Below are 19840 nucleotides of genomic sequence, written 5' to 3'. Positions count from 1 at the left end.
TATTTTCCGTCGCCATCCAACCCGGTCTCGAAGGTGCATGGGCGACCCCTCGCGGGAAGGAGCGGAGACGATCAAGTCTTGACTTCTCGGTGGGGCAGTAGCAACCGGAATATTCGTATCGTGATCACATCTTGATCAAGGCTGATTCCATGCGGCGCTTCGTTGTCATCAAGCGGAATTCGGTATTCAGTAAAAGCGGTCACGGCAACCGCAGTTCGTGATGGGCAGGGCGACGTGCAGCTGGTCTCGACCTGACTGCTCGCTGTGGGCCGGCCGTTCTGGCCGCGGGGCCGTGCCAGTGCCGCGGGAAGGTTCGAGCGTGGTCCGTCAGCGGCGCCGGCGGGCGTTGAGCCGGGCGGCCCGGCGCGTCAGGTGGTCGCGCTCGGCGAGGTTGGGCGCCTTTTGGGCCGCCTCGGCGTACAGCCGTGCCGCTGTTGCCAGATCGCCGTCGCGCTCGTGGAGGTGCGCCGCCACCGCGGCGTGGCGGGGCAGTGTGTCGTCCAGCGCCGCGAGCGCCGCCAGGCCGGCGCGCGGTCCGTCGGCCTCGCCGACGGCCACCGCGCGGTTGAGCCGGACGACCGGGCTGTCGGTCAGGCGCGCGAGCTCGTCGTACCACTCGACGATCTGCACCCAGTCGGTCTCCTCGGCCGTGGGCGCGTCGGCGTGGAGCGCCGCGATGGCGGCCTGGGCCTGGAACTCGCCCAGCCGGTCGCGGGAGAGGGCCGCCTGCAGGATCTCGACGCCCTCGGCGATCGACGTGGTGTCCCACCGGCCGCGGTCCTGCTCGGCGAGCGGCACCAGACTGCCGTCGGGCGCGGTACGGGCGGCGCGCCGGGCGTGGTGGAGCAGCATGAGGGCGAGCAGCCCCGCCACTTCGGGGTGGTCGATCGCGGCTGCGAGTTGCCGGGTGAGCCGGATGGCCTCGACGGCGAGATCGATGTCGCCGGAGTAGCCCTCGTTGAAGACGAGGTAGAGGACGCGCAGCACGGTGGCGACGTCGCCGGGGCGGTCGAACCTTCCCCGAGCTCTCGGCTTCGCTCGAGCAGGGGATACCCCATTGCCGGCGACGGTGCGTTTGGCCCGGCTGATGCGCTGCGCCATGGTCGCCTCGGGCACCAGGTGGGCCTGGGCGATCTGGCGGGTGGTCAGCCCGCCGACGGCGCGCAGTGTGAGTGCGACCGCGGACGACGGCGTCAGTGACGGGTGGGCGCACAGGAAGTAGAGCTGGAGGGTGTCGTCGACCGCGGGTGCGGGTCCGGGCGCAGGCTCGTCGTCGACGAGGTCCTCGCGTCGGCGGCGGGCGGTGTCCGCCCGGGTCGCGTCGAGGAACCGGCGCCAGGCCACGGTGACCAGCCAGCCCTTCGGGTCCCGTGGTGGGTCGGCCGGCCAGACGCGGACCGCCTCGACCAGTGCGTCCTGTACGGCGTCCTCGGCCGCCGCGAAGCCGGCTCCACGGCGGACGAGGATCGCGAGCACGCTCGGTGTGAGGCTCCGGAGCAGTACCTCGTTCATCTCGGAGGTCACTCCGTGACGGTGGGCGGCGCGGTCAGGAACGGGCGCACCTCGAGCCACTCGTGGATCGGCTTCCCGCCCGCCCCAGGGGCGGCCGACAGTTCCCCGGCCAACTCGACGGCGCGCTCGTAGCTGTCCACGTCGATCACCATCCAGCCGGCGATGAGGTCCTTGGTCTCGGCGAATGGGCCGTCGGTGACCGGAGGGCGGCCCTCGCCGTCGTACCGGACGAACGTCCCCTCGGGGGCGAGCGCCTGTCCGTCGACGAACTCGCCGGTCCCTTCGAGCCGGGCCGCGAAGTTGTTCATGTACTGCACGTGGGCCGAGATCTCCTCCGGCGTCCACTGGTCCATGGGGACGTCGTTGACCGGAGCCGGGGCGCCGCGGTAGTGCTTGAGCAGCAGATACTTGGCCATGGTGTTTCTCCTCGGTGCTGGTGCGACCCATTCTGGTCGCGTTCACAGCGGGGACGGAGCCGGTCACGGGTTCTCGACATCGCCGTCGGATATTTTTTGGCTCTCGTGGACGGGCCCGGGTGAGCCGTCCCGTGTCGTCCGGGCCCATGGCGTGGCGCGAGAGCGGGGCGGAACGAGGCATTTCAGGACCGGCACGGCACTGCCCCGAACCTTCGGGACCGGCCTCCGGCCCACCCCGGCTCAGAGCCGGGGCTCGCCGCCCGAGACGACCACCGACGCCTTGGCGTCCCCCGCACCGGCCCGCCCGCCCCCGTCACGGCTCCTGAGCGTCCGCACCCCCTCGTACGCGCAGAACACGGCCAGCACCGCCGACGCCCCGTGCACCGGCCAGTCGCCCAGCCGTACGTAGAGGGTGGTGCCGGACGCCAGCGGTACGTCGAACACCGCGGCCCCACTGGTATTCGTACCGAGTGGGGCACCGACGCGCGCACCCTGCGGGCCGTACACGGCACTGACGCCGGTGAGCGTGGCATGCACCATCGGGCGGCCGTTCTCGGCGGCACGCAGCGCTCCGAGCGAGGCATGCTGTTCGGGAGCCCAGCTGTGCTGGAACGTCGTGGTCGACGACTGGTCGATCAGCAGCTGCGCCCCGTCCCGGGTCAGCCGTCGGCTCATGTCGGGGAAGGCGGACTCGAAGCAGATCAGCGGCCCGATGCGCAGCCCCTTGCCTCCGTCGGCTCCGGGGAGCCGCATCGTGACCGGATGGGTGCCGCGGAGCCGGTCCTTGCCCGCAGCCTTGCCCACGGATGTGACCCACCCGAGCACCGAACGGGCCGGCACGTACTCGCCGAACGGCACCAGCCGCATCTTGTCGTACCGATCTCCGGTCAATCCCTCCGGACCCACCAGCACCGCGGACTTGAAGATCCCCGTCCGACCCTTTGCATCGGTCTGCAGAGCGTCCATGTTGACCAGTACATCGGCACCCACCCGACGCGAGAGGGCCGCGATCCGGGCGGTGATGTCCGGGTGCCTGGAGAGATCCACACCGACACTGCTCTCGCCCCACACCACCAGATCGAGACCGCGTCCCGCCAGCGAGCCGGTCAGCTGCTCACTGACGGCGAGCCGGCGCTCGACGCTGTGGGGTCCTGCGAGCACGCCAGGCTGCACGACGGCGACCCTGGCCACGCCCGACGGCTCGGGCCGCGGTGCCCACCGGGCCATCGCCGACACCGCCACGGCGCATGCCACGACGGCGACGACGGCGACCGTCCGGGCGGCCGCGGTCACGAATACCAGGGCCACGGCGGTGTTCACCGCGACCACCAGCAGGCTCACCAGCCACACCCCGCCGACCGATGCCACGCGGAGCGCCGGAGCCACCTCCCACTGACTCGCGCCGAGCAGCCCCCAGGGGCCGCCGAGCCCCTGCCAGGAGCGGACCAGTTCGATCACCAGCCACCCGCACGGCACCACCACGACCGCGGCCGCGGCGGACCCCGCGCGCGCCGGCCCGTGCAGTGTCCGGAAGACCAGCAGTCCCCACGGCGCCCACAGCAGACCGAGCAGAGCCGCCAGGATCACGAGGAACACATGGAGACTCGGCAGCAGCCAGTGATGCACGGCGAGCAGGTAGCCCGTCCCGCCGAGCCAGCCGTCGAGCGCCGCGCGGCGCGCCGTACCGGCGGACCGGATCAGCAGCAGCCACGGCACCAGACCGACGTAGGCGAGCCACCACAACGAAGGGGCGGGGAAGGCGAGCGCGGGAAGCGCACCGGCGAACAGCGCGCCGCAACCGCGCCACCGGCCGGACCGCCGAATCCGCTGCCACTGCTCGCGCCGACCGGCCGGAATCCGCATGCCGCGCCTCCTCGTCCCCGCCTGATCAGCAGTGTCACCCCTGGGCACCCGTTCCGCAGTTCTTCCCCGGCGCCGGAAGGCGGAAGCACTCGTTGGGCGGACTCAGCCGACGGCGCGCGGGCCCGCTGTGCCGCGCCACTTCTCGTCGACGGTCACGGTACGGATCCGCCAGCCGCTCTCCGTACGCGACAAAGTGAACGTGTACCGTCCGCCGGAGACGAAGTCCGGCGCCCTCGTCCCCGCCCCGGTGCCGCCCCCGCCGCCCTCCAGCCGCATCGGGTTCAGGTAGTCCGCCAGCACCTCGGCGCGGTCGCCCGGGCGGCCGTCCAGATCCTGGATGCCGAGCCTGCGGTTGACGATCAGATGCTGGCGCACGGGGAAGAGCCGCATGGTCTTTGCGAGCCACTGGGAGACTTCGTCGGCAGGCCCTTCGACACCGCCCGCGCTGCGGTAGTCGGCGCGTCCGTCCGCGGTGAACAGGGCCCGGTAGTCCGTCCATGCGCCGTCGTCCACCGCCCGGGCATAGCCGGTGATCACTGCATCGATGGACAGCTGGTCCATCACGGTCGAGAGATCCTCGCGCTGCGTCATCGGGCCAGTGTCTGCCCGCCGGCGTGCGAGGCCAAGGGGTGTGCACGCACGGGCGGGCCGGCACCGCTGTCAGCAGGGCACCACGGCCACCGGGCCGAGCGCGTGCGTGAGCGTGGTCTGCGCGACGGGGGAGAGTCCGAGACCGAGGGACTCGCCGCCCCTGCGCCGTCCGATCACGGTCAGCGCGGCGGTCGCCGAGGCGGTGACCAGGGTGCGGGAGGCGGAGCCGCCGACCGGCTCCCTGACGACCTCGACCTGCGGGTACTTCTCCTGCCGTCCGGCGGTGATTTCGGCGAGGGTCCGCTCGGCCGCCCCTGCCGCCGCATCCCGGTCGAAGACGGGGCCGCCGGACAGCATCGAGGAGAACATCGTCCAGCCGTGCACGATCCGCAGGCGCGCACCGGGTCGGGAAACGGCCGTCTCGAAGGCGAAGTCCAGTACCGCTTCACTGCTCTCGTCGGCGGCCACGCCCGCGACAATGTCGGCGTAGGCCTCCGTCGCCCCGTCGTCCACCTCCGACGGCCCGCCGTGGATGACGACGACGGGGCACCTGGCCATCGAGGCGGTCGCCAGGCTGTTGGAGCCGAGCATCAGCGACCGGAATCCGCCGAGCCCGCGCGAGCCGACGACCACCAGCGACGCGTCGCGGCTGAGCGAGGTGAGCGCCGCCGCGGGGAAATCCAGCGGTGCGAGCGTCGTCGGGTGCAGATCCGGAGCGATCTCGCAGACCCTCCGTACCGACTGGGTGAGCAGCTCCTCCGCCCCGCGAAGCTGCGTCTCCTGAACGCTGCTCCGGGTCGGCGTCCGGGCGTGCACGATCACCAGCGCGAGCCCCCGGCGGACGGCTTCGCGCGCGGCCCAGTCGAGTGCCTCGCGGCTGTGCGACGAGCCGTCGACGGCTGCGATCACGGGAAGCTCGGCGGTGGTCATGGTTTCCTCCAGGTTCCGGCGGTACGTGTCCCAGGCTGGTACGCGCGCACGTCGTACGGCAGGGACTTTCGGCCCCATCTGCCTGAACCCCATCAACCCGGATGATCCACGCGGATGCCACCCGTGGTGTCGGGTCGGGGCACGCCTCGTACGCTACGGCCGGCCGTGGTCTGCCCGTGGCACCGCCCGTACTCCGCGCGGCACCACCCGTTCCTCGACTTCCTTGCCGGGCAAGCCCCAGCGTGTGCCTGTGAAATCGGCGCAATCGGCGGAATCAGCGAAAGGAGTCCGGATGGGATCGCGTTGCGTCATCTTCGACATAGGAGGGGTGCTGGAGGCGATCCCAGTGCCTGGGTGATGTTCCCCAAGCGCACCACGGCGTATCCCCCGGCGTCCCGTTTGGAGGCCGTTTTCTTTGGTCGTTGGCGGGGTCGGCTACAGGGGAGGTCGTCCTGACAACTCCAGCACGGTCATCAGGTGGCGCTGGGTGTGGGCGTATGCCTCCTGAGCGTTCAGTGTTCCTGCATTCACGTTCAGAACGTGCCACGAGGTCTGTGCGAGGAGGCGACGGGTCAAGGCAGCTTCGAAGCGGAGATGAGCGGCAGCCGACGAGAGGTCATGAACAGCCCGAGTACCAGGGCAGTCGGCGAGTTTCCGTACGTACCAGTCCTCCCAGGCATCGCCTTCCCGCTCGACTGCGCGTCGCAGCGCCGTTTCCGGGTTGTCGTGGACATACACCACGGTGACCTGGGCCGGCTCCACGGCCCGGGACAAGTCTTCCATGACCTGGACGAGAGTCCCCTCGTCGTGGCCCCATGCCACGAGGGACGGGATGAAGGGCAGAAGGGCATCCGTCACCAGGTAGTCCGTGCCCGCCGCGAGTGACTCCGCGACGTAGGCGCGAGTGCAGTCAACTAAGGTCGCAGGCTGGACGGCGGCAGTCTCACTGGCGAACTCTTCAGCCACGGGCCTGAAGGCCGACCGTGTGAGAATGTCGGCCTCCTCGAAGTGGTCGACCGATGCGCCGACGCCGGTAAGCCACTGGGCCACCGCACGACACAGGGTGGTCTTGCCGACTCCGGGGCTACTGCCGATGACGGAGATGAGGTGCATAGCCATGGCGGCAGTCTCGCACCCGTTGCAACCTGCGCTTGCACACTGCCAGCTGCCCGCCTCCCGGTCTCCCGAGTGGGAGACCGGGAGAAAAGTGGGAGATGATCAAGGCGCGTAGATGCGTGTAAGCGTCAGAATGCGCTGGACAGCCCTTAGGCGTGGCAACTTGGTCAGCCCGCGGACTCGCCCGCGTGCGGGCTCAGTACACCCGCCGCCACCAGGGCGAACAGCAGCACGCCGAGCAGCACGCGGTAGATGACGAACGGCATGAAGCTCTTGGTCGTGATGAACTTCATGAACCAGTTCATCACTCAGGGCTCTTTGCTGCCTTGACCTGGGCTTTCACCCATTCGTCAAGATCGACTGGGAGGGAAGTGGGAGGTACTGGCAGCCATTCGGGGTCCAGCGTCACAACGAACCTCTCCCACCGCATCTGCAACGACTCCATCATGCGGCGTTCCATCGTCGTGGTGACGTTGCTGTACAGCCCCTCAACACCCGCGACCTCATGCCCCATCCGCGACTCGACCACCACCCGGGCGTGCCCACCGCCAACCTCGTCAATCCACTCCTTGTGCCCGTGCCGCACCAGGTATAGGCGCTTGCCCGCGTATGGCGTCGCAGGAATCCTGGGCAGCGGCCGACGCGAGCGCACCATCTGCTTCCGCCCCAGCCTCGTCCTGTCGAAGTTCTCATGGACCGCCCTTCCGTCGGCTATGGGCCTCCAGTAATGGTAGGTAAAGTTCGCGTTCGCCAGCAGACCGCCACGTATGGACAGAAAAACCCATTCGCTGTCATGGCTGCTCAGAAGCATCTCCAGCAGTTCCGCCAAGAACCGGGGGATCACCAAGTCGCGGTGTGACTCGTACTTCGGTGGAAACAGCTTTAACTGGCCGTGTTCCCGCTGATGTTGCCAGTGCACCCGTACCGCCGGCATCGCGTCCTGACCGGCGTATCGCTCCAGCGCCTCCTCTCGCCGGTCAGGATCTGGATCGGAGGCTGGCCAGGCTGGGTGACAGAACTCGCGACGGAGTGCGTACAACTCGCCCGGCCGCATCCCGGTCATGGCCATCGTCCAGATGAACACGTAGCCGGGGAAGCCCCAGAAGACCAGTGCATTGCAAGCGAGTTGATGCACATCCTCGATGCGCATCTCCCGCTTCTTCTCCCGCTTCTTCTTCTTGTACCTGCCGCGCTTCTGCTTCGCTGCCTTCGGCACGGGGGAGGAAGTCCGCAGCTCATCATCGACGGCGTCGTCCATTAGCATCGAGAAGACCGTGAGGATCTCCTCCCCGTACTTTTCGCCCACGTTGGGGAGCGCCTTGAGCTGCTTCCTCCAGGCCCGATAGGCGGAAGGCTTGATGTCGCCCACGGCTGTTTCGCCCCAGCGGGGCACGATGTGCAGACGGATCATGGAACGGATCGCCTTGTCCCGGAGGTGCCCGACGTCGAGGGTGTCGGGCCAGGTTTGACAGTACTCCTGCATCAGGACAGAACCGTCACGACGCGAGAGGTACCGATCGTTGCGGACATCTGACTCACGATCGAGGCCATAGTTGTAGGCCTCTTCCTCGGTCCACTCGGTACTCGACTTCGAGTCGAGCAGCTTCTTGCCTGTCTCGGGATGAACCTTTCCGGTTTCCCATCGAACTCGGCAACTCTTCCCTCGCCACTCGATCCATGGCATACGTACCCCTTGTTGCTGTCGAGTTGGATTGCGGAGCGCTTGCAGACATTCCTGTCCGTCAGCACTCCACAGGGCCCAATTTTGTCGGGCCGGTCGGTAGGCCTCGAAGGCCGCTCCGTGCTTGGTCGTGCGGGTCGGCCGTATTGCGATCTACGCGGCGGCGGCAGCGAGCGCAGCACTACCGCGGACCGGCGACCTGCCGTGCGCCTGCTGCGCTTGTCGGTTTTGCCACAGGCCGGCGGCTCGCCGTGCGCCTCTTGCGCTTGCCGGTGTTGCCATGGACCCGGCTCTCGTGGCGCGCCGAGATCTCGGCGAGGTGGGACTCGGTGAACACCAATCGGCCAGCCATGCGGGTGTGCGGGAAGGGGGCGACTGTCTGGTTGACCCCATCGCGCAACCACTTCTGGCCTCGCTTGTCCTTTGGGTCCTCGGTGGCCAGTCCGAGGAGGACCGTCGCGGCCTTGACGTCGTAGTGCGCTTCAAGGACGAGATTCGACTTCCTGGGGGCTGCCACATCTCTCCCTTTCTTGCCGGGTCTCATCCAAGGCGAGGAGCCAGCGGTCGTTTGGGTGGGTGCGAGGACGACGCGGAGTGCCCGGCACGCGGCGAGGTCTCTATGCCTTTGGTCAAGTGGGGTGGGAGGAGGGCCTGGTTGTGGGCCTTTCCTCTGGCTCCCCGTGGATCGAGGTACCCGACGACTCTGTGGCCGGGACGAGGTCGACGTAGAAGGCGAGGCGGGCGGTGGTGGAGAAACTGGCGCCGTTGCCGACTCACTAGGAGGACTCCCGCTTGGTGGCCTATGCGGCGAGGGCGACGTCCGGCGCGCCGTTGACAGCAAGAAACCTGAGGCACGAGTGGCACGCGTCGTAAAGCCGGACCTTCCGCTGCGGGGAGTAGGGGCATGTCAAGTCCTCACGAGTAGCGTCTCCTATGTTCACCTATCAAGACTTATCTAGAAGCCTATCGACTCGTGTGTCGAATAGTCAATCATGTCTTTCGATGTTCAGAGGTATCGCTACTTGCTTATCCAGTCTGACCCTGTGAGTGACTTGTTCGATCCCTCTGCTCCTGAACGTGACGGCGGAGTGCAGGGCAGTGCGCTGGCTCAGACTCACGTCAGCCTTCGTGCGGCGATCAACAGGTTCACCGACACCGTGAGCGCCCGCCTCAACGGAGCAGCTGGCGACTATGCATGACGTCCCGGTTACGGCCGGCGCGTCACCGCAGGCCAGCCGCCGGCCTTGGCCGGGCGGCACGGTCGCGCAGCGGAAGGTAGAGAGCCGCGGGCGGAGACAGTAGCGACTCGGTACGCGATAGCCATGGATCTCTGAGGGATGCGATGGGATCTGGCGATCCTGCGAGACTGCTGACATCACTGACATAATCGTGGTCAGTGACTACGAACCCCACTGGTCCGAGCGGTTCGAGGATCTGCGGCAGCGACTGGCACCTCATGTCGCGGATCTGGCTGTGTCCATCGAGCATGTCGGCAGTACTCAAGGCCCTGGTCATCCGCGACGGACCTGCGTCGGTGCGGCGTGTCGCGGTTCCCCACGAAATCCGGTGGAGTCTCAGCGGCCGGAAGTGGTTGGGTCCTGCTCAATGCTTCGCTGACACGGCCCGGCACAGTGCGAGGCGCAAGGTCCGAATCGGAGGCGCGGTCTAGCCCGCGTGTCGTCGAGTGATGGAGGTTGTCGCGGTGGCTGGCTATGGGGCGCTTTCCAACGTATACGAGTGGCTGATCGGGGACGACAGGTTGACCCCCGCCAAGGCAGCCGCGGTTTACTACAGCGATGTCGTGGGCTCTCTGCCGCCCAACTCACGCGTCCTCGACTGCGCGTGTGGAACCGGCCAGCTCGCCGTCGGTCTCGCGAGTCTTGGCCTTGACGTGGTCGCCGCAGACGCCAGTGATGGGATGGTTCGCCGGACCGAGAAGGTCGCCGACGAGCAGGGTGTCTCGCTTCGAGCCCTCCGCGCGAGCTGGGATGAGCTGCCCGACCACCTGGAGGACTCCACGTTCGATCTGGTGTTCTGCGTCGGCAATTCGCTCGGGCACGCCGAGGGCGCAGCCGGGCGCCTGACCGCACTGGAAGCGATGTCGCGGCTGCTGAATCCGGGCGGACGCCTTGTGCTCCACTCACGCAACTGGGAGCTCGTGCGCTCCGCCGGCTCACGGGTAGACGTCCGCGATCGACTCATCCGCCGCAACGACCGCGATGCGGTCGTCAGCTACTACTGGCAGATCGAGCAGCGCTGGGAGCAGGAACACTTCCTCGAGATCGTGGTCGCCCAGATCGAGCCGGATGGGGCAGTGCGAGCCTGCTCGGAGCGGTTGTCCATCTGGCCCTACCGGTACGAGGACCTCGTGGCGCAGTTGCGGAGTGTCGGGCTTACGGTGCAGTCCACCACCTTTGCCCCCGAGAGCGATGGATACCTGGTGGTCGCCAGCCGCGACCAGGCGCGAGGCATGTCTGAGCCGACGCGCTGATCCGCCTTTCGTCGTTGTCGTTGCCGACTTGCCAGCTCGCGACCGCCTGCAGCCGGTTCTTCGCGAAGTGTTCAGCGGCAGTAGCTGGGGAATTACCTGAACTTTTACCTGGGGAATTTCGCGATCGTCCACAGACCCTGAAGGGGCTGACCGCATCACGTCTTTCCTGCCGGGGCGCCGGTTCAGAACAGGGCTCGTTGCTCCGCTTCCGGGGCTGCGTGCGGCCGCCGACTGGGCTGCAATCCGGCGACCGCGTCCAGTTCGAGGAGGGTGCTCCACCGCCCGTCGGCGCATCCGTCGTCCAGGAGCCGGGCCAGCACCTGGGCGGTGACCTCGACATCCGGCATGGCCTGGTGCCGTCCGGCCGGCTTGGGGATGCCGTAGTAGCCGAGCAGGCCATCCAGCCCGTAGGAGCCGAGCCCGGGCGCCACGGCCTTGGCCAGACGCAGCGTGTCCAGCAGTGGCGTGCCCGCGAGCATGGGACAGTGCTCGGCCTGTCGGCCGATGATCCCGGCCTCCGTGGAGGCATGGTGGGCGACCAGCCGGTACGGCGGCGCGGTCAGACGTGCGTCGAGCCGCGACAGCACTTCGGCGGCCGGACGTGCCGTGGAGAGCATCTGCTGGGTGATGCCCTTGAGCTGTACGTCCCGCGCGGTCACGGGAACGTCGGCGGGCGGCCGCATCAGGTCCTCGAACCGGCCGACCTCCACCAACCGGTCGCCTACGGGGCGCAGTGCCAGCACCGCGACCTCGATCGGCTCGGCAGGCCGTCCCGCCGGCGTGAGGCCTTCGAAATCGACCACCAAGAACGTCGTGGCGGCGAAGCGGGGATCGTTCACCAGCGCGTTCACGGTGCCATCTCCTGCCGGAACGCCCCGGCATCCGAGCGGGTGCGGCAGTAGGAGACAAAGATCTCTCGGGTGCGGTTTTCGATGTCTGGCACCGGATGCTTCCTTCTGGTCACGGGGTCAGGGCCGCAGGGCGTAGCAGCGCAGGACATCGAGGTCGGCGGTCCGTACGCAGGACCAGCCGGTCGTCAGCAGTTCGACGTCTAGGGGTGAGATCCCGAGCTTCTGGAGGGCCGGGTTGGTGGTCGTGCGGCGGCCGGAGATCTCGGTGACGACCCAGAAGACTCCGCCGGGCGCGAGGATGCGCCGGATCCGGTCGAGAAAGGCCGGCTTGTCGCCGATCCACCGGTAGACCAGGCGACAGGTGATGAGCCCGTAGGCGGGGTGTGAAAGGGCAGTGAGGTCGGCGGTGGTGATGTCCAGGCGCTGCCAGGCCGGCCCTGTGCCGAAGCCAGGTCCGGGGTCGGCGTCGTGAGCGGCGGCGAGCTTGACCGCGCTGGGGGAACAGTCGGCGCCGGTCGTCCGGTACCCGAGCTCGTGGTGGAGGTGGCGGGCCAGGGCGCCCTCGCCGCTGCCGATGTCGAGGGCGGGGCGGCCCTTGCCGGGACCGAGGTGCTCGGCCAGCAGTTGCTTCTCGGCCGTGCACGCCTGCCGGTAGCGGCGGCCGCTTGCCCAGAGCGGCTCCCAGTACGCGATGGGTAAAGAGCGGTCGTCCCGGCCCGGTGCTGCAGTGCTCACAGGGCGTTCTCCGTGTGGTGCTCGGTCGGGCAGGGGGCGGCGGGTTGGTGGGGCACCGGCGCGAGCGGAGGCAGGACCCACGTCAGGGCGCGCAGGCCGGTACCGGAGGCGACGTGCTGCGGCCCGCCGCCTTCCGGCACGGTCACCCGGTACGCATCGGGCCGTCCGGCCAGGACCCAGCGGGCGTGCACGTCCTCGAGCTCGGCCCACACGTCCCGGGGCCCGTGGACGCGGACGGTGTCCTCGCCGGGCCCGGCGACCGCCCAGGAGTCCTCGTCGGGGGTGGCGATCGTCATCGTCTCAGCCCGGAAGTCGCGGACGAGCCCGGGCGCCAGGTATGCGGCCGCGAGCCAGAAGCCGTACGCGTCGTCCGGCGGCGGCGCGAGCCGGGTCGGTCGCGGTACGCCGGGGTCGGCCTTGATCCGGGGCCGCATCGGCACGGCGTCGAGCCACGGGTAGCCGAGCATGGGCCGGTATCCGCGCGGCCGCCCTCGCAGCACTGCCTCGATCTCGCCTGCCCCGGTACGAGTGGCAAGGAGCTGTCCGGGCCAGCTCGGGGTGCGGGTGGTGAGCGTCGTCAGCAGCCGCCCGCCGGGCGCGAGCTGCTCCACCCACGCCGACGGGACGCAGGGCACGCCGATGCCGGAGTGGATCCGGTCGAACACTCCTCCCGCCGGGTGCCCGTCGAGAGCATCGCCCTCCACGACCGTCGCCCCCAGGCCGAGCCGGTCGAGGTTGCGCTGGGCGAAGGCGGCCATGTAGCCGTCCCGTTCGACGCCGACGGCGAGGCGGGGGCCGGTGACGGCGGCGGCGAGCGCGAGGGAGACTCCCGGGCCCGGGCCGAGCTCCAGGTATCGCTGCCCAGGCGCCAGTTGCAGTGTCTGGAGCGCTTCGACGGTGGCCTGGCCGTAGGTCGACATCGACGTCATGTGCCCACCGATCACCGGCCCGCGGACGAGCGCGTCGAGCTGCTCCCCGTCGCACTGCAGCAGAACCGACTCACCGCTGTGGATCAGGTCGAGCCATTCCTCCCGGTCGTCCGGGTGCGCGCCGTCGAGCAGGCGCCACTCGATCGGCTCGACGCCCGGATCGCTCACCCGTACATACGCGTGGGGAAGCAGAACCTCCCGCGGCACCGACAGCAGCGCCTCGCGCAGCCGGACATCGTTCAATACGCCGTCGGCCTCGAGACGCTCCACCATCGCGGCACGCCGGGCGCTTGTCGTGGTGGACAGGTCAGCAGACATGACGGTCCTCTTCCTGACGCGGTGGATAGCAGGCTCCGGCGCAGCGGGCATGACGGTCAGGCAGGGGGCCCGAGACGCCTGCGGCAGGCGTTCCGGCGCGCCGCGCGAAGGGGCAGCGTAGGCGACGACCGACCGCCGCAAAGCCGCTCAGCGCTCCCACCCCAGCTCGCTGTAGGTCGTAGAAGTCGTTGTAGCCGGGCTGGTTGTTCGCGGCGAGCTCGGCGCCGAGCGCCGCCTCGATCATGGTGAGTTCCGCGGCCCGGGCCAGGAAGGGCCGCAGCCGCCCGGTCAGCCACGTCACCGTGATGCCCAGCAGGGCGCGAAGGCCGGTCGCCACAGCGATGACGGCCAGCTGCGGGGCCGCCTCCCACAGCCGGTCGGAGATGTCTCCGGAGGAGATCAGCGCGGTCAGGGTCCCGGTGACGGCCAGCAGGCCCAGAGCCGCGAGCATGCCGGTGCCGACCTGGCAGGCGAGCAGGCCGGCCGTCGCGACCCGGTCGACCCGCCAGGCCATCTTCAGGGAGCGCAGCACCAGCGCGGGCAGGCGCCGCGCCATCGTGACGGTCGTCATCTGCGCACCGGCCTGGAGCCGGGAGGTGTCCCGGTAGAGGAACTCCTCCTCCTGCGGCGTACTCACAGCGTTCTGTGGAGGGCGCGCTGCCGACGCGTCCTCGCCCTGCTGCGCGGATGTACTGTCCGTGCTCAAGCTGTCCCCCGATCTGTCGGTCGTGGCTGGTCCGTGATGCTCAACGAGCTGGCCGAGATATCGAACTGGTGTGTTTCAGTCGCTCCGGGATTCCCGAGATAGAGCGGGTGGCAGCGCATGAAAGATGCATGGACCCGTCCGGCACAACGGGTCGGCCGAGTCGCGTAGTTGGCCGAATCGCGAAAGCCCGCTCCGGCGGGCTCAGCGACGGGGGCACGGCCATGCCGGGATGTGCCCCGCGCCATCGCGCGAAGTCGATATCGTGGGGCCGGTGCGGATCATGGATGCCGAGTTCGTTTCCACGACCTTCGTGGTCGTCGATGTGGAGCTGCGCCGTCAGCCCGGCGGCCCCGTCCCAGTGGCCGTAGCTGCCCTCGCTCTCAGTGGCGCGGACTTCCGGCCCCTGTGGCGGGTTCACCAGGAGATCTGCGAGGAACCTCACTCCTCCTGGAAGAATCCGCGGCCGCCCCGCCTGCCTGACGAACTCCCCGAGGGATCCGTGGGGCTCGCCCTGCGGGAGATTGAGCGGCATGTCACGGCGCAGCCGCACCGGATCGTCGCCGCTCTGGGCTTCATCGAGGCCTCTTTGTTGCACACCGAGCGGGCCGCGTGCCCGCGTCTTGCCTCCCTTACCCGCTGGGACGCGGTAGAGCTGGCTCGAAAAGCCAGCCCGGACGTCGAGGGAGGGTTCGAGCAGCTCGCTCAGAATCTTGGCGTGCCCCTGGGCCCAGGCCGTCGGCCCGCCACCCAGGAAGCATGGACGGTGGCCCAGATGTTTCAGCGCGCGGTCGAGCGCGGTGCGGCCACGGGTCGGTGGTCGACCTTTGCCCAGTTGGAGGAGATCGCCGGGACCGTGCCGAAGCCGGTCGAGGAGAAGTACCTCCCGCCGCCCACGGTGCAAGGTTCGCTGTTCGACTGACGGTCCCCGGTCCTGCCCCGGGCTCCGGGCCTCTTCGGTCATGCCCGGCGTGCGATGACGACGCATCGTGCGCTGTCATCGGAAAGGGCGCTGCCGTCATACCCGCCGAATGTCCCGTGCACCGCGAGTCCGGCCTGGTCGAGGACCATTTGGAGGTCCTCCGGGGTGTACAGGCGTGAGGAGCTGCGGAACAGTTCGACGCGGCCGTCCTCGTAGCGGGTGGACATGCGGCTGTTGAGTCGGGCGGTCACCGGGTCCCAGGTGGTGTGCACGGTGGTCGTCGACTGGGGACCCTTCAGGACCCTGGTGCCCACTCTGGTCGTAGCGCTGTTGGGCGGGAAGTGATCCATCCCCAGGAGGGCGCCGGGCCGCAGGACTCGGGCGATCTCCTTCAGGACATCGAGATCCTCCTCGGGGGCGTCGAGGAACCCGAAGCTCCGCAGCATCACGACGGCGTCGGTGGACGCGTTGCCAAAGGGCAGCGCCCGGACGTCGGCGCGTACGAACGGGGGGCGCCGACCGTCAGTGCCGGCCGACGAGGCCGCGTGCGCGAGCATGTCGGGAGACAGGTCCACCCCGATCGCACGGTGGAAGCCACGCCGGGTGAACTCGTGCGTGTGGCGGCCGAAGGCGCTGCATAGGTCGAGGATTGCCTGGCTGGGCTCAAGGTGCATGTGCTGGATGAGGAAGCCGACGGTGCGTTGCGTCTTGGCGTGGTTGTGGTGGCCGTAGCGCTGGTGGGGGCCCTGGCCACGGTAGTTGGTGATCCACCAGGGCTCTTGATCGGCTAGGGCTGGGTTGCGGGGCATGGCACTCCGAGGACGCGAGACGGGCGGGGCGGTCGGGTTCTGGCCGGTTCGCACGGGGCTGCTGCCCACCGGGGTGGGCAGCAGCACTACGGGTCACCCGGGGATGAGGCCGGGCACGGGCGCGAGCAGGCCGTCGCGGACGGCGAGGACCCGCATGCCCGCCGCCAGTGCGGACGTGATGCCGTCGGGTGCATCGTCGACGGCCAGGCAGCGGGCAGGGGCGCGCCCGATCAGCCGGGCGGCCTCCAGGTACGCGTCGGGCGCTGGCTTCCCCCTTGTCACCGACTCGGTCGTCACCACGACCGGCAGGAGCTCGTCGAGGCCGAGCTGCTCGATGACGGGGTGGATGAGGACTGCGGCCGCGGCGGAGGCGACGGCCCGCGGCAGGCCCAGGGCCTCGGCCCGGCGCAAGAGGTCGATCGTGCTGTTGATCAGCCGCGGCGGCGGGCCGTTGAGAAGCAGGCGCCGGCTGGCGCGCACGATCTCCTCCGTGGGCAGGGTCCGCGGGCCCGCGAGCCGGGTGATGACGTCGCGGATGGGCAGGCCGCCGTTCAGGGTGTACCACTGCGGGTCGACGTTCACGCCGTACGGCGCGAGGGCCTGCTGGAGTGCGCTCAGCCGGATGTCAGCGTTGTCGACGACGGTGCCGTCCCAGTCGACGACGACACCGTCGGCGTCCTGGAGCAGCTGATCCACCGTGGGCTCGGACGCCGGGCCGAGTGGGGGCGGGGGATTGGCGGTCATCGGCCCTCCGCCCAGGTCTTGGCCTCGCGCTGGATGGTCTCGGCGAAACGGTGCAGGTCGGCCTTCGTGGTCTGCTGCTGGAGGGTGACGGCCAGCATTCGGTCCACGGCATCGGCGGCGCGCGGGCAGTCGGCCGGGCTCAGGTCCTGGCAGGCCGGGTGCTGGTGCGCCGCCCGGAGCCGGTGGGTGCCGACGGAGTTGGCGACCCCGGCCTCGGCCAGGCGGGCGCTGAAGCCCCGGGAGTGGGCGAGGTCGACCCGCCACAGTGCGCTGTACCCGTTGGGTACATCGTCGGTCGGTGGGGCGTGCACGGTGAGCCCCGGGGTGTCGCCGACGAGGTCGTAGAGCCGGTGGGCCTGCTCGCGGCGCCGGGCTACGGCCTGGTCCAGGCCCTTCAGGTTGTGCCGGGCGAGCGCGGCGAGGGGCTCGGCCAGACGGTAGTTCATTCCGCGCCGGCTGGCGGCCGGTGACCCGGGGGCGGGGGTGAGCCAGTGCGTGCGGTACGCGGCGGCGCGGGCAGCGAGGGTGGCGTCGTCGGTGAGGAGGTAGCCGCCCTCCCCACAGGAGATGATCTTGCCGTCCTTGAGGGAGAAGCAGCCGATGCTGCCGACCGTTCCAACCGCGCGGCCGCGGGTGGTGCTGCCCTGGGCCTGGCAGGCGTCCTCGACCAGGTACAGGTTGGCTGACTGCGCGTACGCGGCTAGGTCGAGCAGGCCGTCGGTCCGTCCGGCGAGGTGGACGGGGACGATCGCGCGGGTGCGCTCGGTGCTCTTGGCGACCACGTCGGCCAGGTCCATGCCGCGCCCGTCCTCGGCGGCGTCGACGAAGACCGGACGGGCGCCGGCGGCGGTCACGGCGGACACCGTCATGATCACGGTGGCGGCGGGGAGGAGGACCTCGTCTCCGGGGCCGACGCCGCAGGCGACCAGCGCGGTGTGCAGCGCCGCCGTTCCGGAGGAGACCGCGATGGCGTGCCCGACCCCGTGGACGGCGGCGAGTTCAGCTTCCAGGGTGGCGGCCTCGGCGCGGCCGGCCGGGTCGGGCATGCGGTCGAGGGACGCCTTCAGCGCGCCCAGGGCCTGGGAGGTTGTCGTCATGCCGGGCTCCCGGAGGCCGTGGTGTTCAGCACCTGGTCGAAGTCCATGAGGGGCCACATGTTCACGCAGTCGACGCTGAACAGGGCACAGTCGCTCCCGCAGCCGCTGGGCTTGCCGAACAGCTCGGCCGCGTCGGCGCCCTTGATGGTGCGGTGGCGCTCGGTGGGCGTGGCGGCCATCTTCAGGGAGGACGGGCAGTCCCAGAGCGAGCCGTCGGGTTCGGCGAAGTACAGGGTGTCCCCGCCGAAGCAGCCGTCGACGGCGCCGGTGAGGTGGTGGACGGCGGAGGCGACCTGGCCGGGGTAGGTCCGGGGCGGGAGCTGGAGCGGGAGCCCGGCAGCGTAGAGACGGTCGAACTGTTCCTCAAGGACAGGGAGTTCGGCGTTGGTGAGGACCAGGGTGTCGTGCAGGCTGTGTCCTTCGGGCAGGGCGACCGGCTGGGGTACGGCGTAGTCGCAGCCCAGATCGGCGGCCAGCTGCGGCACGCCGAGGATGTCCGCCAGGTTGAGCTTGGTGATGACGGTGTAGAGGCCGACCCGGGGCCGGGCCGCCGGGCTGCGGGCGGCGAGCAGGGTCTTGATTCCGCTGACGACGCCCTCCCAGCCGTCGCCGTCCTTGCGGGGCGGGCGCCAGGTGTCGTTGTAGTCGGGGTCGGTGGAGTCCAGCGAGACCGAGATGCCGTCCACGCCCAGCTCCACCAGGCGGCGGGCCATGTCGGGCTGGTTGAGGGCCACGCCGCTGGTGCACACCACGACCTCGAGTCCTCCGCCCTTGAGGATCTCGATGAGGTCGAGGATGGGCCGCCACATGAGCGGCTCGCCGCCGGCGAGGAAGACCCTCTGCATGGCCGAGCCAGGCAGGGTGCGGGCGAAGTCCATCACCTGCTCGGTGGGCAGGTCGTGGGGCGAGAAGTGCGACAGCAGGCCGGGGGTCTTGTCGACGCGCTGCTGGTCGAGCCAGGTGAAGTAGCAGGGCTTGCACGTGTGCGAGCCGCAGTAGGAGCGCAGTGCCCACAGCAGGCTCACGGTCCTCGGTATCGCGGTCATGGTCGTCCCTCACGTAGTCGGAGCGGGGCGGCCGCGCGCGGGCGGCCGCCGCTGCTCAGTCGGCTGGTTGGCGGGTGTTCAGCCGTGCCAGGGGTTGTCGGGGCTCTGCAGGAGCCGTACGCGCGCGTGCTGGGCGGCGAACTCGTCGGCGCGGGTGTGCCGCTGCTTCCACAGCACGGCGAGCCAGCGCAGGGCGCAGGTGCGCTGGGCGGCGAGGAAGAGGTGGCGGTTGGCGGGGGTGATGCCGAGGTCGGGCAGGAGCGTGATCCAGGTGCTGTCGGGGATCTCGCGGGCGCTGATGTGTTCGATCAGGTCGACGGCGTCGAAGTGGACGGTGCTGTGCCCGCTGTACTCGAAGTCGACGCAGGGGCTGGCGGCTCCGTCACGCAGCCAGTTGTTGAGGTTGGAGTCGCCGCGGGAGAGCACGGCCGGGGTGGAGGTGTCGTCGACGAGCTCGGCGTCGCCGCTGGCGTGCCAGGCGGTGAGCAGGGCGCGCATTTCGGCGGTCAGCGGGTCGTCCTCGTGGCCGGCGAGGAGTTCGGGCCAGCTGCCGGTCAGGCGGAGCATGTAGTGGGCGCCGGAGTCGATGCGTTCCAGCTCGGCCATTAGCCCGGACAGCGGCACGTCGTGGAGGCGCTGGGTGGTCTGGGCCAGGCCCTTGAGAGCTGCTTCCAGGTCGGGGCTCTCCAGCAGCGGCGTGCCCTTGAGTAGCGTCATGCCGATGGCGGGGACCTCGTCGTGGTTGTCGAGCCACAGCGGGCGGGGGACGTCGTCGACGTGGTGCTCGGCGAGCAGGTTCAGGGCCGCCCATTCGCGGTCCAGGCGCCGGCGGTGGTTGCCCTTGGCGTAGAGCTTGACGCAGATGGGCCCGGCCTCGGGGTCATCCCAGGCGTAGACGTGGTTCTGGAAGCCGCCGGTGAGCGGGCGTAGCCCGTGGTCGGCCAGTACTTCCTTGAGGCGGGTCTCACTGCCGGTGCGGGCGCCGCGCAGGTCGGTGAGGAGCTCGGCGGGCGGGGCGAGGCGCGTGGGGTGCATGCGGGGTACTCCGTGACATCTGGTCGTCGGCGGTGCCGGGTGGATGGGTGT

Annotated in this window: 19 protein-coding genes and 2 pseudogenes; 3 read left to right on the top strand and 18 right to left on the bottom strand. The window is 69.7% G+C overall.

Annotated features, from left to right (window positions below; genetic code table 11):
- Positions 1-327: 327 nt before the first annotated feature.
- The 9 genes and pseudogenes from ACF08M_RS27355 to ACF08M_RS27315 form a co-directional block, all read right to left on the bottom strand.
- Entirely contained in the window at positions 328-1512 is a 1185-nt protein-coding gene (locus ACF08M_RS27355) for an RNA polymerase sigma factor (protein ID WP_392187984.1), read from the bottom strand.
- 8 nt (positions 1513-1520) lie between these two features.
- A complete protein-coding gene (locus tag ACF08M_RS27350) occupies positions 1521-1928 on the bottom strand; it encodes a YciI family protein (RefSeq protein ID WP_392187917.1) in 408 nt (135 codons plus the stop codon).
- Positions 1929-2168: 240 nt separating this feature from the next.
- Positions 2169-3791 carry an apolipoprotein N-acyltransferase gene (gene lnt / locus ACF08M_RS27345; protein WP_392187916.1) on the bottom strand — a complete coding sequence of 541 codons (1623 nt, stop codon included), beginning with the start codon at positions 3789-3791 and terminating at the stop codon, positions 2169-2171.
- Positions 3792-3893: 102 nt separating this feature from the next.
- The gene (locus ACF08M_RS27340) at positions 3894-4382 is read right to left on the bottom strand and encodes a nuclear transport factor 2 family protein (protein WP_392187915.1); all 489 of its coding nucleotides are present in this window, start codon (positions 4380-4382) and stop codon (positions 3894-3896) included.
- A gap of 69 nt (positions 4383-4451) precedes the next feature.
- The gene (locus ACF08M_RS27335; RefSeq protein ID WP_392187914.1) at positions 4452-5312 is read right to left on the bottom strand and encodes a universal stress protein; all 861 of its coding nucleotides are present in this window, start codon (positions 5310-5312) and stop codon (positions 4452-4454) included.
- Positions 5313-5747: 435 nt separating this feature from the next.
- Positions 5748-6431, bottom strand: coding sequence for a hypothetical protein (locus ACF08M_RS27330; RefSeq protein WP_392187913.1), 684 nt, complete (start codon positions 6429-6431; stop codon positions 5748-5750).
- A gap of 164 nt (positions 6432-6595) precedes the next feature.
- Positions 6596-6736: pseudogene (locus ACF08M_RS27325) on the bottom strand (undecaprenyl-diphosphatase); the annotation flags it as partial.
- Positions 6733-8112, bottom strand: a complete 1380-nt coding sequence (locus ACF08M_RS27320; RefSeq protein ID WP_392187912.1) for an integrase — start codon at positions 8110-8112, stop codon at positions 6733-6735. The gene ACF08M_RS27320 and the pseudogene ACF08M_RS27325, both read right to left, overlap by 4 nt.
- 178 nt (positions 8113-8290) lie before the next feature.
- Entirely contained in the window at positions 8291-8626 is a 336-nt protein-coding gene (locus ACF08M_RS27315; RefSeq protein WP_392187911.1) for a hypothetical protein, read from the bottom strand.
- 872 nt (positions 8627-9498) lie between these two features.
- Here ACF08M_RS27315 and ACF08M_RS27310 point away from each other — a divergent pair.
- Positions 9499-9726, top strand: coding sequence for a GrpB family protein (locus ACF08M_RS27310; RefSeq protein ID WP_392187910.1), 228 nt, complete (start codon positions 9499-9501; stop codon positions 9724-9726).
- Positions 9727-9796: 70 nt separating this feature from the next.
- The gene (locus ACF08M_RS27305; RefSeq protein WP_392187909.1) at positions 9797-10600 is read left to right on the top strand and encodes a class I SAM-dependent methyltransferase; all 804 of its coding nucleotides are present in this window, start codon (positions 9797-9799) and stop codon (positions 10598-10600) included.
- A gap of 182 nt (positions 10601-10782) precedes the next feature.
- Here the strand turns inward: ACF08M_RS27305 and ACF08M_RS27300 are convergent, their stop codons facing one another.
- From ACF08M_RS27300 to ACF08M_RS27285, 4 genes and pseudogenes are all read right to left on the bottom strand, one after another.
- Positions 10783-11451 (bottom strand): PolC-type DNA polymerase III, encoded by a 669-nt coding sequence (locus ACF08M_RS27300; RefSeq protein ID WP_392187908.1) that lies wholly within the window; start codon positions 11449-11451, stop codon positions 10783-10785.
- 117 nt (positions 11452-11568) lie between these two features.
- Positions 11569-12186 carry a class I SAM-dependent methyltransferase gene (locus tag ACF08M_RS27295; RefSeq protein ID WP_392187907.1) on the bottom strand — a complete coding sequence of 206 codons (618 nt, stop codon included), beginning with the start codon at positions 12184-12186 and terminating at the stop codon, positions 11569-11571.
- A complete protein-coding gene (locus tag ACF08M_RS27290; RefSeq protein WP_392187906.1) occupies positions 12183-13433 on the bottom strand; it encodes a protein-L-isoaspartate O-methyltransferase in 1251 nt (416 codons plus the stop codon). Before ACF08M_RS27290 ends, ACF08M_RS27295 begins: the two co-directional genes overlap by 4 nt.
- 160 nt (positions 13434-13593) lie before the next feature.
- A pseudogene (locus ACF08M_RS27285) lies at positions 13594-14070 on the bottom strand (ABC transporter); the annotation flags it as partial.
- A gap of 298 nt (positions 14071-14368) precedes the next feature.
- Here ACF08M_RS27285 and ACF08M_RS27280 point away from each other — a divergent pair.
- The gene (locus ACF08M_RS27280; RefSeq protein WP_392187905.1) at positions 14369-15058 is read left to right on the top strand and encodes a hypothetical protein; all 690 of its coding nucleotides are present in this window, start codon (positions 14369-14371) and stop codon (positions 15056-15058) included.
- Positions 15059-15096: 38 nt separating this feature from the next.
- On the opposite strand, the gene ACF08M_RS27275 is transcribed toward ACF08M_RS27280, so the two are convergent.
- The 5 genes from ACF08M_RS27275 to ACF08M_RS27255 form a co-directional block, all read right to left on the bottom strand.
- Positions 15097-15867: a class I SAM-dependent methyltransferase gene (locus ACF08M_RS27275; RefSeq protein WP_392187904.1), complete on the bottom strand. Its 771-nt coding sequence runs from the start codon at positions 15865-15867 to the stop codon at positions 15097-15099.
- A 93-nt stretch (positions 15868-15960) separates the two neighbouring features.
- The gene (locus tag ACF08M_RS27270; RefSeq protein ID WP_392187903.1) at positions 15961-16611 is read right to left on the bottom strand and encodes an HAD family hydrolase; all 651 of its coding nucleotides are present in this window, start codon (positions 16609-16611) and stop codon (positions 15961-15963) included.
- The gene (locus ACF08M_RS27265; RefSeq protein ID WP_392187902.1) at positions 16608-17708 is read right to left on the bottom strand and encodes a DegT/DnrJ/EryC1/StrS family aminotransferase; all 1101 of its coding nucleotides are present in this window, start codon (positions 17706-17708) and stop codon (positions 16608-16610) included. The genes ACF08M_RS27270 and ACF08M_RS27265 overlap by 4 nt, the downstream gene beginning before the upstream one ends.
- Complete coding sequence (locus ACF08M_RS27260) at positions 17705-18754, bottom strand: radical SAM protein (protein ID WP_392187901.1); 1050 nt, start codon at positions 18752-18754, stop codon at positions 17705-17707. The genes ACF08M_RS27265 and ACF08M_RS27260 overlap by 4 nt, the downstream gene beginning before the upstream one ends.
- 78 nt (positions 18755-18832) lie before the next feature.
- Entirely contained in the window at positions 18833-19789 is a 957-nt protein-coding gene (locus ACF08M_RS27255; RefSeq protein WP_392187900.1) for an aminoglycoside phosphotransferase family protein, read from the bottom strand.
- Positions 19790-19840: the final 51 nt, after the last annotated feature.

The sequence above is a fragment of the Streptomyces sp. NPDC015032 genome (assembly GCF_043080425.1).
In the GTDB taxonomy this organism is placed as follows: domain Bacteria; phylum Actinomycetota; class Actinomycetes; order Streptomycetales; family Streptomycetaceae; genus Streptomyces.
The sequence above is the reverse complement of the archived record's forward strand: the minus strand, read 5'-3'. Positions and strand labels throughout refer to the sequence as shown.

Coding starts and splice junctions, on each gene's coding strand:
- ACF08M_RS27270 (WP_392187903.1), bottom strand. CDS start 16,611: ATGACCGCCAATCCCCCGCCCCCACTCGGCCCGGCGTCCGAGCCCACG.
- ACF08M_RS27305 (WP_392187909.1), top strand. CDS start 9,797: ATGGAGGTTGTCGCGGTGGCTGGCTATGGGGCGCTTTCCAACGTATAC.
- ACF08M_RS27255 (WP_392187900.1), bottom strand. CDS start 19,789: ATGCACCCCACGCGCCTCGCCCCGCCCGCCGAGCTCCTCACCGACCTG.
- ACF08M_RS27290 (WP_392187906.1), bottom strand. CDS start 13,433: ATGTCTGCTGACCTGTCCACCACGACAAGCGCCCGGCGTGCCGCGATG.
- ACF08M_RS27275 (WP_392187904.1), bottom strand. CDS start 15,867: ATGCCCCGCAACCCAGCCCTAGCCGATCAAGAGCCCTGGTGGATCACC.
- ACF08M_RS27280 (WP_392187905.1), top strand. CDS start 14,369: ATGTGCCCCGCGCCATCGCGCGAAGTCGATATCGTGGGGCCGGTGCGG.
- ACF08M_RS27265 (WP_392187902.1), bottom strand. CDS start 17,708: ATGACGACAACCTCCCAGGCCCTGGGCGCGCTGAAGGCGTCCCTCGAC.
- ACF08M_RS27335 (WP_392187914.1), bottom strand. CDS start 5,312: ATGACCACCGCCGAGCTTCCCGTGATCGCAGCCGTCGACGGCTCGTCG.
- ACF08M_RS27350 (WP_392187917.1), bottom strand. CDS start 1,928: ATGGCCAAGTATCTGCTGCTCAAGCACTACCGCGGCGCCCCGGCTCCG.
- ACF08M_RS27320 (WP_392187912.1), bottom strand. CDS start 8,112: ATGCCATGGATCGAGTGGCGAGGGAAGAGTTGCCGAGTTCGATGGGAA.
- lnt (WP_392187916.1), bottom strand. CDS start 3,791: ATGCGGATTCCGGCCGGTCGGCGCGAGCAGTGGCAGCGGATTCGGCGG.
- ACF08M_RS27260 (WP_392187901.1), bottom strand. CDS start 18,754: ATGACCGCGATACCGAGGACCGTGAGCCTGCTGTGGGCACTGCGCTCC.
- ACF08M_RS27340 (WP_392187915.1), bottom strand. CDS start 4,382: ATGACGCAGCGCGAGGATCTCTCGACCGTGATGGACCAGCTGTCCATC.
- ACF08M_RS27330 (WP_392187913.1), bottom strand. CDS start 6,431: ATGGCTATGCACCTCATCTCCGTCATCGGCAGTAGCCCCGGAGTCGGC.
- ACF08M_RS27355 (WP_392187984.1), bottom strand. CDS start 1,512: ATGAACGAGGTACTGCTCCGGAGCCTCACACCGAGCGTGCTCGCGATC.